The following is a 12,332-nucleotide window of genomic DNA, read 5'->3' as shown; positions in this document are numbered from 1 at the left end:
CATATGACCACGACAACGGTGCCTGAATTCCAGCATCGCACGGTGCTGCTAGACGAAGCGGTTGATGCGCTGGCGCTGGATGGCGCGCGCGCCAACGGCGTATTCGTCGACGGCACCTTCGGCCGTGGCGGCCACTCGCGTTTGATCCTTTCCAAGCTGGGCGCCAACGCGCGCCTGATCGCTTTCGACAAAGACCCGCAAGCCATCGCCACCGCCGAACAAATCAAGGACCCGCGCTTCACCATCGTGCACGACAGCTTCGCCACCATGCGCGAAGCCCTGGCTGAACGCGGCATCAACAAAGTCGACGGCATCCTGCTCGACCTCGGCATCTCCTCGCCGCAGGTGGACGACGCCGCGCGCGGCTTCAGCTTCCGTAACGATGGCCCGCTCGACATGCGCATGGACACCACGCGCGGCATGTCGGCGGCGCAGTGGCTTGCCACTGAAACCGTAGAGACACTGGAAAAGGTGATAAAGGAATATGGGGAAGAACGGTTTGCTTTTCAGATTGCAAAGGCGATTGTTGCTCGCAGGGCAGTCGAGCCAATTTCAACCACACGACAGCTTGCCGGCATCGTGGCAGGCGCGGTCAAGACTCGGGAAAAGGGCAAGGATCCGGCAACCCGCACATTTCAGGCTATCCGGATTTTCATCAATAAAGAGCTTGAAGACCTTGAAGTCGGTTTGACCGAGGCTTACGCTTGTCTGGCGCCGGGCGCGATCATGGCCATCATCAGCTTCCACTCGCTGGAAGACCGCATGGTGAAGCGCTTCTTCGCGTCCAAGGCCAATGTCGAGCAGCCGGACCGCCGCCTGCCGATCCGCGCGGTCGACCTGCCACAGCCGGAACTCAAGCTGCTGTCCAAGATGAAGCCTTCCGATAAGGAGGTGGATGAGAATCCGCGCGCCCGTTCGGCGGTGATGCGGGTCGCCCGCCGCCTGCCTATCCCTTCGACGGAGGGCGCATGAGCGGCAAGATCAATCTGGTGCTGACAATTTTGCTGGTTGCTTGCGGCCTGTCGCTGGTGAACGCCCAGTATCAGGCGCGTCACCTGTTTATCGAACTGGAACGCTCGCAATCGCAGGCGCGCCAGCTCGATATCGAATGGGCGCAGCTGCAGCTGGACCAGTCCACGCTGGGCAAGCACGCGCGCATCGAAGACATCGCACGCCGTGATCTGAACATGACGCCGCTGACCGCAGCGCGCACGCAATACCTGACCCCGGAGGCTGCAAAATGAGCCGCGGCAGCAATGTGAACACCTCGCGCGTGGCCGCCTCCAAAGGCGTGGCCTTCTCCAAGAGCCCAGTGCTGGCAGTCCGTCTGCCAACCTGGCGTTCGCGCGTTGTGCTGTTCGTATTGTTTGCCGCATTCGCCGCACTGGCCGGCCGCGCCCTGTGGCTGCAAGGCTTGTCGACCCAGTTCCTGCAAAAGCAGGGTGAGATCCGCTACGCGCGCACGCTGGAACTGCCGGCCACGCGCGGCAAGATCACCGACCGCGATGGCCAGGTGCTGGCATCGTCGGTACCGGTTAAAGCCATCTGGGCGATTCCTGACGACGTGCAGGAAGCCCCGCCGGCCAAGCTGAAACAGCTGGCCAAACTGCTCGATATGAGCGACGCAGAGCTGCAAAAGAAACTGGACTCGGACCGCAGCTTCGTCTACCTGAAACGCCAGGTGGAGCAGGACGTGGCCGACCAGATCACCAAGCTCGGTATCGAAGGCATCCAGACCCGCAAGGAATACAAACGCTTCTACCCGCAGGGCGAAGTGACCACCCACGTGGTGGGCTTCACCAATGTGGAAGACCAGGGGCAGGAATCGATGGAGCTGGCGCAGCAAAAGACGCTGCAGGGCATCCCCGGCAGCCGCCGCGTGATCAAGGACCGTCTGGGCCGCATCGTCGAAGATATCGAATCGGTGCGCGAGCCGCACGACGGCAAGGACCTGACCCTGTCGATCGACAGCAAGATCCAGTACATCGCCTTCACCCAGATCAAGGACGCGGTCGAGAAATTCAAGGCCAAGGCCGGCGCCGCCGTGGTGCTGGACGTGCACACCGGCGAAGTGCTGGCGCTGGCCAACTGGCCGACCTACAACCCGAACGACCGCTCCAAGCTGACCGGCGAGCAGCTGCGCAACCGCGTGATGACCGATACCTTCGAACCGGGATCGTCGATGAAGCCATTCCCGGTGGCGATGGCGCTGGACGCGAAGAAGATCACGCCGCACACCATGTTCGATACCGGCCCCGGCTCGATGGTCATCGGCGACCGCGTGATCCACGATACGCACCCGCACTACATGATCGATGTGCAGACCATCATCCAGAAATCGTCCAACATCGGCACCACCAAGATTGCCTTCGGCATGCCGGCGCAGGACCTGTGGGAGATGTTCACCAAGCTCGGTTTCGGCCAGCAGCCGAAGTGGGGCTTCCCCGGCGCGGTGGCGGGCCGCGTGCGCCCTTATAAATTGTGGCGTCCTATCGAGCACGCCAACATGAGCTTCGGCCAGGGTATCTCGGTATCGCTGATCCAGCTGGCGCGCGCCTACATGGTGCTGGCGCGTGATGGCGACATCATTCCGCTGTCGTTCCAGAAGGTGAATGAAGCTCCGCACGGCACCCAGGTCATCAGCCCGAAAACCGCAGCCCAGATGCGCGAGATGCTGGAGATGGTCACGCTGCCTGGCGGTTCGGCCGTGAAGGCGCAAGTGCCGGGTTATCGCGTCGGCGGCAAGACCGGCACCGCGCAGAAGTTTATCGGCGGCCGCTACTCGCACACCAAATATATCGGTAACTTCGTCGGCATGGCGCCGATGTCGGATCCACGATTCATTATTGCCGTGATGATCGACGAACCAGGCGGCGCGGTGACCTATGGCGGCGACGTAGCGGGCCCGGTGTTCTCGGCGCTGGCGGCGCAAGCACTGCGCGCCAAGAACGTGGCGCCGGACTCGGACCTGACCCATATCATCATTCCTGAATCAGCAGCACAGGGGAACATGTGACGACTTCTACTTTCGACCCGATAGCTATCGCGAACGCGATCCGCAAGCTGGCGCCAACGGCGAACCTGGCTTCGGACTCGCGCCGCGTCAAGCTGGGCGATGTGTTTTTCGCTTATCCTGGCGACGCCGGTGATGGGCGCAGCTTCATTGAAAGCGCCATCGAGCAGGGCGCGGCCTTGATCGTGCTCGATCCCGCCGGTTTTACCTGGAACGACAAATGGGCCGTGCCCTATCTGACCGTTGAGAACCTGAAAGCCAACGCCGGCGTCATCGCGCACGCGTTCTACCAGCAGCCCGATGCAAACATGTTCACCGTCGGCGTTACCGGCACCAATGGCAAGACGTCGAGCGCCGTGTGGCTGGGCCAGGCGCTGTCGCGCGCCGGCGAACCGGCAGCCGTGATCGGCACTTTGGGCGTAGGCGTGTTCCGTCCGCGCGGCGACGTGGAATACGACGTTACCGGCTATACCACGCCGGACGCAGTGCTGTTGGCGCGTAACCTGGCCGACCTGCGTGATCAGGGCGCTACCTCGCTGGCGATTGAAGTGTCGTCCATCGGCCTGGTGCAAGGCCGCGTGTCGGGCATGCACTTCGACGTCGCGCTGTTCACCAACCTGACCCGCGACCATCTCGACTACCACGGCACGATGGAAGCCTACGAGGCGGCCAAGGTCAAGCTGTTCGACTGGCCGGGGCTGAAAACGGCAGTCGTCAATCTGGACGACCCGGCCGGCCTGCGCCTGATCGCGCACCTGAAATCGAAAGCGCCGCTGGCAGGCAATATCCCACTGATCGGCTACACGTTGCGGGATGCAGCCGCACAGCCGGACATCGCTGGTGTGCTGATGCTGCGCGCCAGCCAGCTGCGCGCAGGCCGCAGTGGCGGCACCGAATTCCATCTGGACTGTCCGCTGGGCGTGGCGCAAGTGCGCACGCATCTGGTGGGTGGCTTCAACATCAGCAATGCGCTGGGCGTGATGGGCGCGATGATCGCGAAAGGCCTCGGCCTGCGCGCCGCCATCGACGCGGCAGAATCACTGGAACCTGCGCCGGGCCGCATGCAGCAAGTCGGCGGCCATGAAGCGCCGTTGATCGTGATCGATTACGCGCACACGCCGGACGCGCTGGAGAAAACCCTGGCCGCACTGCGTCCGGTGGCGACTGATCGCGGCGGCCAGCTGTGGTGCGTGTTCGGCTGCGGCGGTGACCGCGATCCGGGCAAGCGTCCGCAGATGGGCAAGATCGCGCAGGCGGCGGATCACGTGCTGGTCACCAGCGACAATCCGCGCAGCGAAGAGCCGCACGCCATCATCGAACAGATTTTGGCTGGCATGGACCAGAACAATCCGGCATCGACGGTGCAGGCGCTCGACGACCGCGCCGCCGCCATCCTGTCGGCGATCAAGCATGCCGGCAAGCCGGATGTGATCCTGCTGGCCGGCAAAGGCCATGAGCCGTACCAGGAAATCAAGGGCAAGAAACTGCCGTTCTCCGACGCCGATCACGCGCAGCTGGCGCTGTCGGCCCGTTTAACCATGATGAGGACGAATTAATGCGTGCAGCAGTCGCACAAATTCTGCCTTCTCTGACCGGCGCGCGCTTAGTGAACGCCGGCGATGTCGTATTTAACGGCGTGTCGACCGACAGCCGTAGCGTAGCCGCAGGTGCTTTGTTCGTCGCTTTGCGCGGCGAAGTTTTCGACGCCCATAACTTCCTCGCGCAGGTAGCGGAGAAGGGCGTTGCCGCTGTCGTTGTAGAAGAACTGCCGGAAGGTTGGACCCTGCCTGCCATCGTCGTGCCGAACACGCTGGTGGCGCTGGGCCAGATCGCCAATTATTGGCGCAAGCAGTTCACGATGCCGGTCATCGGTGTCACCGGTAGTAACGGCAAGACCACCGTTAAAGAAATGATTTCCGCGATCCTCGCCGCAGCACATGGCGAAGAAAGCCGCCTGGCCACACGCGGTAACCTGAATAACGAAATCGGCGTGCCACTGACGCTGTTCCGCATGGACGCGCAGCAGCAGGCCGCCGTGATCGAGATGGGCATGAATCATCCGGGCGAAATCGGCCGACTGGCCGCCATCGCCGGCGCGAATATCGCGATGGTCAATAACGCCCAGCGCGAACACCAGGAATTCATGCACACCGTGGAAGCGGTAGCGCGCGAGAACGGCGCCGTGCTGTCCGCCTTGCCGACCGACGGCGTGGCCGTGTTCCCGCATGGCGACGAGTTCACCGGCATCTGGGAAGAACTGTCGGCCGGCCGCCGCATGCTGCGCTTCGGCCTGAGCAAGGATGCGGAAGTGAGCTGCACCTTCCGCGCCAGCGATTTCGAAAGCGAGATGTTCATCACCATCTGCGAAAGCGAAGCGGACACGCGCCAATTCTTCGTGCGCCTGCAAGCCGCTGGTGAACACAATGTGCGCAATGCGCTGGCTGCGGTGGCTTGCACTTATGCCGCCGGCGTGTCGCTGGAAAAAATCAAACTGGGACTCGATACCTTCGCGCCAGTCAGCGGCCGCTTGCAGAAGAAGCAGGCCGCGAACGGCGCCGTGGTGATCGACGACACCTACAACGCTAATCCGGATTCGGTACGCGCCGCCATCGACGTGCTGTCGAAAGCAGCCGCGCCGCGCGTGCTGGTGCTGGGCGATATGGGTGAAGTCGGCACGCAGGGCCGAGAGTTCCATGAGGAAGTTGGCGCATACGCGCAGGACAAGGGCATCGAAACGGTGCTGGTAACGGGCGAACTGGCCGCGCACATGGTTGGCGCGACCATTCGTCATTTTGAAAACTTTGGCGATTTGCTGGCTGCTGTTGAAGCAGCGGTGTCGCCTGATGCAACTGTATTAATCAAGGGCTCCCGCTTCATGAAGATGGAGCGGGTCGTGCAGCATTTGATTGGGTCGCAACAAGCTAACAAGGAAGGTCACTAATCATGCTGCTCTGGCTCGCACAATTTTTCCAGCAGGACGTCGGCATACTCCGCGTCTTCAACTTCATCACGTTCCGCGCGGTGTTTGCCACCGCGACGGCGCTGTTCATGGGCCTGGCCGCTGGTCCGTTCGTGATCCGCAAGCTGACCGCCATGAAATACGGTCAGGCTGTGCGTACCGACGGTCCGCAAACCCACCTGAAAAAGCACGGCACGCCAACGATGGGCGGCGTGCTGATTCTGCTGTCGATCGCTGTGTCCACGCTGCTGTGGTGCGACTTGTCGAACCGTTTGATCTGGCCGGTGCTGATTGTCACGCTGGGCTTCGGCGCAGTGGGCTGGGTGGACGACTACCGGAAGGTGGTGTACCAGGATCCGGAAGGCATGCGCTCGCGTGAGAAGTATTTCTGGCAGTCGCTGGTCGGTATCGCCGCCGCGCTGTACCTGGCGTTCTCGGTATCGGCCACCAGCACCGCGCAGGTGTTCGAGCTGTTCTTCGCCTGGGTGCGCTCCGGCTTCGAGATGGATTTGCCGCCGAAAGCCGACTTGATTGTGCCGTTCTTCAAAACGATCAGCTACCCGCTGGGCGTGTGGGGTTTCATCGCGCTGACCTACTGTGTCATCGTCGGCTCGTCCAACGCCGTTAACTTCACCGATGGCCTGGATGGCCTGGCGATCATGCCGACCATCCTGGTTGGTTCGGCACTGGGCCTGTTCGCTTACCTGACCGGTAGCGCCACCTATTCGAAGTACCTGTTCATTCCGCACATTCCTGGCGCGGGCGAGCTGATTATCTTCACTGGCGCGCTGGCCGGCGCGGGCCTGGCCTTCCTGTGGTTTAACACCCATCCGGCCCAAGTGTTCATGGGTGACGTTGGCGCACTGGCGCTGGGCGGTGCGCTGGGAACTATTGCGGTGATTGTGCGTCAAGAGATTGTGTTGTTCATCATGGGCGGCATCTTCGTTGCGGAGACTGTGTCGGTGATGATTCAGGTGGGCTGGTTCAAGTACACCAAGAAGCGCTACGGCACCGGTCGTCGCGTATTCCTGATGGCGCCACTGCACCACCACTTTGAACAAAAAGGCTGGAAAGAGACCCAGGTTGTCGTCCGCTTCTGGATTGTGACGATGATTCTGGTACTGGTTGGACTCTCGACGTTGAAACTGCGCTGATGATTTACGAAGGCAAAAACGCACTGGTATTAGGGCTGGGTGAATCCGGCCTGGCGATGGCGCTGTGGCTCGCCCGCAGCGGCGCGCGCGTGCGCGTGGCCGATACGCGTGAGTCGCCGGATCGTCTGCCTGCGTTGCGCGAAGCCGTGCCGGATGCTGAATTCGTCGCTGGCCCGTTCGGCGCATCGCTGCTGGACGGCGTGGACTTCGTGACCGTCAGCCCAGGCCTGGCCCCTAACCGCGAGCTGGCAGAGATCGCGCCGGCCGCCGCTGCCGCAGGTATTGAAGTATGGGGCGAGATCGAATTGTTCGCTCAGGCGCTGGAGTCGCTGAAAGAGTCGCGCGGCTACGAGCCGAAGATCATCGCCATCACCGGTACCAATGGCAAGACCACCGTCACCACGCTGGTCGGCCAACTGTGCGAACGCGCCGGAAAGACCGTGCGCGTCGCCGGCAACATCAGCCCAGCTGCGCTGGACGTGCTGCGCGAAGTGCTCGACAGCGAAACGCTGCCGGAAGTCTGGGTGCTTGAACTCTCCAGCTTCCAACTGCAGACGACCTTCACGCTGGAAGCCGACGCGGCGACCGTGTTGAACGTCACGCAGGATCACCTTGACTGGCACGGCGACATGCCATCGTACGCCGCCGCCAAGCACCGCATCTTTGCGGCCAACACCGTGCGCGTGTTGAATCGCGACGACGCCACCACCATGCGCATGGCCAGCGCCACCGGCCATAACGTCACCTTCGGCACCGACGCACCTGTCCTGCGTGACGACCTTGGCCTGAACAATGAGCGCGGCGTGCTGTGGCTCGCCACCGCCATTCCAGTGGAAGAAGAGGGCGAACCGAAGAAGCGCAGAAAGAACGATCCACCGCCGCCACCGGTCGAGTGCATCGTCAAGAACCTGATGCCGGCCGACGCGCTGCAAATTCGCGGCGTGCACAACGCCGCCAACGCGCTGGCCGCGCTGGCCCTGTGCCGCGCCATCGACCTGCCACTGGCGCCGCTGCTGCACGGCTTGCGTGAGTATCGCGGCCAGCCGCACCGCGTGGAATTGGTCAGCGCCATCAATGAAGTCGAATACTACGACGACAGCAAAGGCACCAACGTCGGCGCCACCGTAGCCGCACTGAATGGCCTCGGCAAAGCCTTCACCGGCGAAAGCCAGCGCCTGGTCGTCATCCTCGGTGGCGACGGCAAAGGCCAGGACTTCGCTCCGCTGGCCGAACCAGTCGCCCGCTATGCCCGCGCCGTGCTGCTGATTGGCCGCGACGCGCCGCAAATCCGCGCTGCGCTGGAATCGGCCGCACGCGAGCAGGGCGCAGTGTTGGAGTACGAGCTGGAAGACTGCGGCACCGACCTGCCGCAAGCTGTGAAACGCGCGAGCGAACTGGCAAAAGCCGGCGATGCCGTGCTGCTGTCGCCTGCGTGCGCCAGCATGGACATGTTCAAGAACTACGCGCATCGCGCCCAGGTGTTCATCGACACCGTGCGTGATATCGCCCTCGACGCAGGACAGGAGATCTGATGGCCCTCCAGCTGCCGTTCCGCTTTGGCTCCAAGTCGGCTGAAACGCCGATGGAAAGTCGCGCGCGGCAGTCGAAGATGATGGAGTACGACCAGCCGCTGGTCTGGGTCACGCTGCTGCTGATGCTGCTCGGGATGGTGATGGTGTACTCGGCGTCGATCTCGCTGCCGGATTCGCCGAAGTTCGCCAACTACGTGCGCTGGCAGAATACCTACTTCTTGCAGCGCCAGGCCATGTTCATCGCCGTCTCGCTGATCGCCGGGCTGTTCGTGTTCCGCATCCGCATTGCGGATTTGCAGAAGGCTGCGCCGTACTTGTTTATCGGCACCCTGGTGCTGCTGGTGCTGGTGCTGATACCCGGTGTCGGCGTGGTGGTGAACGGCGGTCGCCGCTGGCTGTCGCTGAAAGTCTTCAACGTGCAGCCGTCGGAGCTGATGAAAGTCGTGGCGGTGCTGTACGCCGCGGACTACACGGTGCGCAAGCAGCAGTACATGCACAAGCTGACCAAGGGCTTCATGCCGATGGCGGCGGCGGTCGGTTTCGTTGGCCTGTTGCTGCTGCTGGAGCCGGACCTCGGCGCATTCGGCGTGATCGTCTGCATCGCGATGGGTATCTTGTTCCTCGGCGGGATCAATGCCGTCTGGTTCGGTGGCATCGGCGCGGTGCTGGTGCTGATCTTCGGCTCCATCATCGCGCTGTCGAAGTTCCGCCGCGAGCGTTATTTCGCGTACCTCAATCCGTGGGAAGAGGACAATGCATTGAACAAGGCTTACCAGCTGACCCACTCGCTGATCGCTTTCGGGCGCGGCGAGATTTTTGGCGTTGGACTGGGCGGCAGCGTGGAGAAACTGCACTATCTGCCGGAAGCGCACACCGACTTCCTGCTGGCGGTGATCGGCGAAGAACTGGGCCTGGCCGGCGTTCTGGTGGTGATCGCGATGTTCTACTGGATCATCAAGCGCGCCTTCGACATCGGCCGCCAGGCCATCGCCATCGACCAGACCTTTGCCGGCCTGACGGCCAAGGGCATCGGCATCTGGATCGGCGTGCAGACGTTTATTAACATGGGTGTGAACCTGGGCTTACTGCCAACCAAGGGCTTGACCCTGCCGCTGATGAGCTATGGCGGCACGGGCGTTGTAATCAACTGCATCGGACTCGCGATCCTGCTCCGGATCGACTACGAGAACCGGGTCCTGATGCGTGGTGGCAGACTATGAAACGATTAATGATTATGGCGGCCGGTACGGGTGGTCATATTTTCCCGGGCCTGGCGATCGCGCAAACCATGCGCGCACGCGGCTGGGAAGTGAGCTGGCTGGGTACTTCCACCGGCATGGAGCAGGATCTGGTGCCGAAGAGCGGCATCGCGATGGACAGCATCAACTTCACCGGCATGCGCGGCAAAGGCCTGAAGCATACGGTGAGCGGCGCGTTCAAGATGGTTAAGGCGTTTGTCGACTGCTTCAGCTTTATCGGCAGCCGCAAGCCGGATGTGGTGATGGGCATGGGCGGTTACGTGACCGTGCCGGGCGGCCTGATGGCGCGCCTGCGCCGCACGCCGCTGGTGCTGGTGAATGCCGACGCGGCGCTGCTGCTGTCGAATAAAACGCTGGTGCCGGCTGCGAGTCGCGTGTGCTTCGGCTTCCCGGCCAATTTTGGCAATGCCGCTGGCAAGGCGGTCGTCACCGGCAATCCGGTTCGCAAGGAGATCCTGGACATGGCATCGCCGGCGCAGCGCTTTGAAGGCCGCGAAGGTCCGTTGCGGATTCTGGTGGTGGGCGGCAGTCTCGGTGCGAAAGCGCTGAACGATGCGCTGCCTGCGGCACTGGCGCTGATCCCGGACGCACAGCGTCCGCTGGTGACCCACCAGTCGGGCAAAAAGAATATCGATGCGCTGCGTGCGGCGTATCAGCAGGCTGGCGTGACGGCCAATGTGGTCGACTTCATCGACGACATGGCGTCGGCCTACAGCGCTGCGGACGTGGTGATCTGCCGTGCCGGCGCCATCACCGTGTCCGAACTGACGGCGGCGGGCGTGGCCAGCGTGCTGGTGCCGTTCGTGGCCTCGACTACCAGTCACCAGCGCGACAACGCACAGTGGATGGCGAAACAAAAAGCGGCGATTCATATGCCGCAAACGGAGTTGAGCGCGCAATCCGTTGCGACGCTGTTGGAAACGCTGACCCGTGCATCCTGCCTGGCAATGGCCAACGCAGCGCGTGAAGTCGGCAAACGTGACGCAAACGATGCGATCGCAAAAGTATTGGAAGAACTAGCATGAAACACAAAGTACAGAACATACACTTCGTCGGCATCGGCGGCAGCGGCATGAGCGGCATTGCAGAAGTGCTGCTCACGCTGGGCTACAACGTGTCCGGCTCGGACCTGGGCAGCAACGCTGTCACCCAGCGCCTGGCCGACATGGGCGCGACTGTGTATCAGGGCCATGCGGAATCGAACATCGGCAACGCCGATGCCGTCGTGACCTCGACCGCTGTACAGCAGGACAATCCTGAAGTGGTAGCGGCACGCAGCCGTAAGATTCCTATCGTCCCACGCGCAGTGATGCTGGGCGAGTTGATGCGCCTGAAGCGCGGCATCGCCATCGCCGGCACGCACGGCAAGACCACCACCACCAGCCTGGTGGCGTCGGTGCTGGCACAGGGCGGCCTCGATCCGACCTTCGTCATCGGCGGCCGTTTGACCGCAGCGGGCGCCAACGCCAAGCTGGGCACCGGCGAATACCTCGTGGCCGAAGCCGACGAGTCGGACGCATCGTTCCTGAACCTGACGCCGATGATCGAAGTCATTACGAACATCGACGCCGACCACATGGAAACCTACGAGCACGATTTCGAGAAGCTCAAGCAGGCCTTCGTTCACTTCACGCACCGCCTGCCGTTCTACGGCCGCGCCATGCTGTGCATCGACGATCCGCATGTGCGCTCGATCCTGCCGCACGTGACCAAGCCGGTCACCACCTACGGTTTCGCTGAAGACGCCGAAGTGCGCGCCGTGAACGCGCGCGCCGTCGGCGTGGAAATGCACTTCACCGTCAAGCAGGAAGGCTACCCTGATCTGGACATCGTGCTGAATCAGCCAGGCCTGCACAACGTGCAGAACGCCTGCTCCGCCGTGGCGATCGCCCGCGAGATCGGCATTGAAGACAGCGCAACCCAAGCCGGCCTGGCAGGCTTCGCCGGCGTTGGCCGCCGTTTCACCAAGTATGGCGACGTCGCGATTCCGGGCGGTGGCGCGTTCACGCTGGTGGACGACTTCGGCCACCATCCGCTGGAAATGGACGTGACGATGGCCGCAGCGCGCGCCGCCTATCCGGGCCGCCGCCTGGTGCTGGCGTTCCAGCCGCACCGTTTCAGCCGCACGCGCGATCTGTTCGAAGATTTCGTCAAGGTGCTGGGCGCGCCGGACGTGCTGGTGCTGGGCGAAGTGTATGCCGCTGGCGAAGCACCGATTGTCGCCGCCGATGGCCGCGCGCTGGCGCATGCGCTGCGCGCACGCGGCAAGACCGAACCAATTTTTGTTGAGGCCATCGGCGATATGCCGGAGACCATCATGGGCGTAGTACGCGACGGCGACGTCGTGATGACTATGGGCGCAGGCTCGATCAGCGGCGTCCCAGCCAAACTGACTAATTATCCAAAGGTCTGAAT

10 protein-coding genes are annotated in these 12,332 nt (G+C 62.6%); all 10 read left to right on the top strand.

Going from position 1 to position 12,332, the window contains the following annotated elements:
• The first annotated feature begins 3 nt into the window (after positions 1 to 3).
• From rsmH to murC, 10 genes are read left to right on the top strand one after another with little or no spacing between them, the layout of a single operon-like run.
• Entirely contained in the window at positions 4 to 972 is a 969-nt protein-coding gene (gene rsmH, locus BMZ70_RS20840) for a 16S rRNA (cytosine(1402)-N(4))-methyltransferase RsmH (protein ID WP_092279014.1), read from the top strand.
• On the top strand, positions 969 to 1,244 hold the full coding sequence (ftsL, locus tag BMZ70_RS20835) for a cell division protein FtsL (RefSeq protein WP_092279012.1): 276 nt from the start codon (positions 969 to 971) through the stop codon (positions 1,242 to 1,244). The genes rsmH and ftsL overlap by 4 nt, the downstream gene beginning before the upstream one ends.
• Positions 1,241 to 3,016 carry a peptidoglycan D,D-transpeptidase FtsI family protein gene (locus tag BMZ70_RS20830; protein ID WP_092279010.1) on the top strand — a complete coding sequence of 592 codons (1,776 nt, stop codon included), beginning with the start codon at positions 1,241 to 1,243 and terminating at the stop codon, positions 3,014 to 3,016. Before ftsL ends, BMZ70_RS20830 begins: the two co-directional genes overlap by 4 nt.
• Complete coding sequence (locus BMZ70_RS20825) at positions 3,013 to 4,569, top strand: UDP-N-acetylmuramoyl-L-alanyl-D-glutamate--2,6-diaminopimelate ligase (protein ID WP_092279008.1); 1,557 nt, start codon at positions 3,013 to 3,015, stop codon at positions 4,567 to 4,569. Before BMZ70_RS20830 ends, BMZ70_RS20825 begins: the two co-directional genes overlap by 4 nt.
• Positions 4,569 to 5,954, top strand: coding sequence for a UDP-N-acetylmuramoyl-tripeptide--D-alanyl-D-alanine ligase (gene murF / locus BMZ70_RS20820; RefSeq protein ID WP_092279006.1), 1,386 nt, complete (start codon positions 4,569 to 4,571; stop codon positions 5,952 to 5,954). The genes BMZ70_RS20825 and murF overlap by 1 nt, the downstream gene beginning before the upstream one ends.
• Before the next feature lie 2 nt (positions 5,955 to 5,956).
• Positions 5,957 to 7,126, top strand: coding sequence for a phospho-N-acetylmuramoyl-pentapeptide-transferase (gene mraY / locus BMZ70_RS20815; RefSeq protein WP_092279004.1), 1,170 nt, complete (start codon positions 5,957 to 5,959; stop codon positions 7,124 to 7,126).
• Positions 7,126 to 8,658: a UDP-N-acetylmuramoyl-L-alanine--D-glutamate ligase gene (gene murD / locus BMZ70_RS20810; protein ID WP_092279002.1), complete on the top strand. Its 1,533-nt coding sequence runs from the start codon at positions 7,126 to 7,128 to the stop codon at positions 8,656 to 8,658. Before mraY ends, murD begins: the two co-directional genes overlap by 1 nt.
• Positions 8,658 to 9,878: a putative lipid II flippase FtsW gene (gene ftsW, locus BMZ70_RS20805; protein WP_092279000.1), complete on the top strand. Its 1,221-nt coding sequence runs from the start codon at positions 8,658 to 8,660 to the stop codon at positions 9,876 to 9,878. Before murD ends, ftsW begins: the two co-directional genes overlap by 1 nt.
• Complete coding sequence (gene murG / locus BMZ70_RS20800; protein ID WP_092278998.1) at positions 9,875 to 10,942, top strand: undecaprenyldiphospho-muramoylpentapeptide beta-N-acetylglucosaminyltransferase; 1,068 nt, start codon at positions 9,875 to 9,877, stop codon at positions 10,940 to 10,942. The genes ftsW and murG overlap by 4 nt, the downstream gene beginning before the upstream one ends.
• Positions 10,939 to 12,330 carry a UDP-N-acetylmuramate--L-alanine ligase gene (gene murC / locus BMZ70_RS20795; protein ID WP_092278996.1) on the top strand — a complete coding sequence of 464 codons (1,392 nt, stop codon included), beginning with the start codon at positions 10,939 to 10,941 and terminating at the stop codon, positions 12,328 to 12,330. Before murG ends, murC begins: the two co-directional genes overlap by 4 nt.
• Positions 12,331 to 12,332 lie beyond the last annotated feature (2 nt).

It is taken from the genome of Duganella sp. CF402, from assembly GCF_900109645.1.
GTDB lineage: Bacteria > Pseudomonadota > Gammaproteobacteria > Burkholderiales > Burkholderiaceae_D > Rugamonas.
Note: the sequence above shows the minus strand (reverse complement) of the source record. Positions and strands in the feature narration are given on the sequence as shown.

Bases quoted from the DNA above. Each gene is read 5' to 3' on its own strand.
- rsmH (WP_092279014.1), top strand. From the start codon at position 4: ATGACCACGACAACGGTGCCTGAATTCCAGCATCGCACGGTGCTGCTA.
- ftsL (WP_092279012.1), top strand. From the start codon at position 969: ATGAGCGGCAAGATCAATCTGGTGCTGACAATTTTGCTGGTTGCTTGC.
- BMZ70_RS20830 (WP_092279010.1), top strand. From the start codon at position 1,241: ATGAGCCGCGGCAGCAATGTGAACACCTCGCGCGTGGCCGCCTCCAAA.
- murF (WP_092279006.1), top strand. From the start codon at position 4,569: ATGCGTGCAGCAGTCGCACAAATTCTGCCTTCTCTGACCGGCGCGCGC.
- mraY (WP_092279004.1), top strand. From the start codon at position 5,957: ATGCTGCTCTGGCTCGCACAATTTTTCCAGCAGGACGTCGGCATACTC.
- murD (WP_092279002.1), top strand. From the start codon at position 7,126: ATGATTTACGAAGGCAAAAACGCACTGGTATTAGGGCTGGGTGAATCC.
- ftsW (WP_092279000.1), top strand. From the start codon at position 8,658: ATGGCCCTCCAGCTGCCGTTCCGCTTTGGCTCCAAGTCGGCTGAAACG.
- murG (WP_092278998.1), top strand. From the start codon at position 9,875: ATGAAACGATTAATGATTATGGCGGCCGGTACGGGTGGTCATATTTTC.
- murC (WP_092278996.1), top strand. From the start codon at position 10,939: ATGAAACACAAAGTACAGAACATACACTTCGTCGGCATCGGCGGCAGC.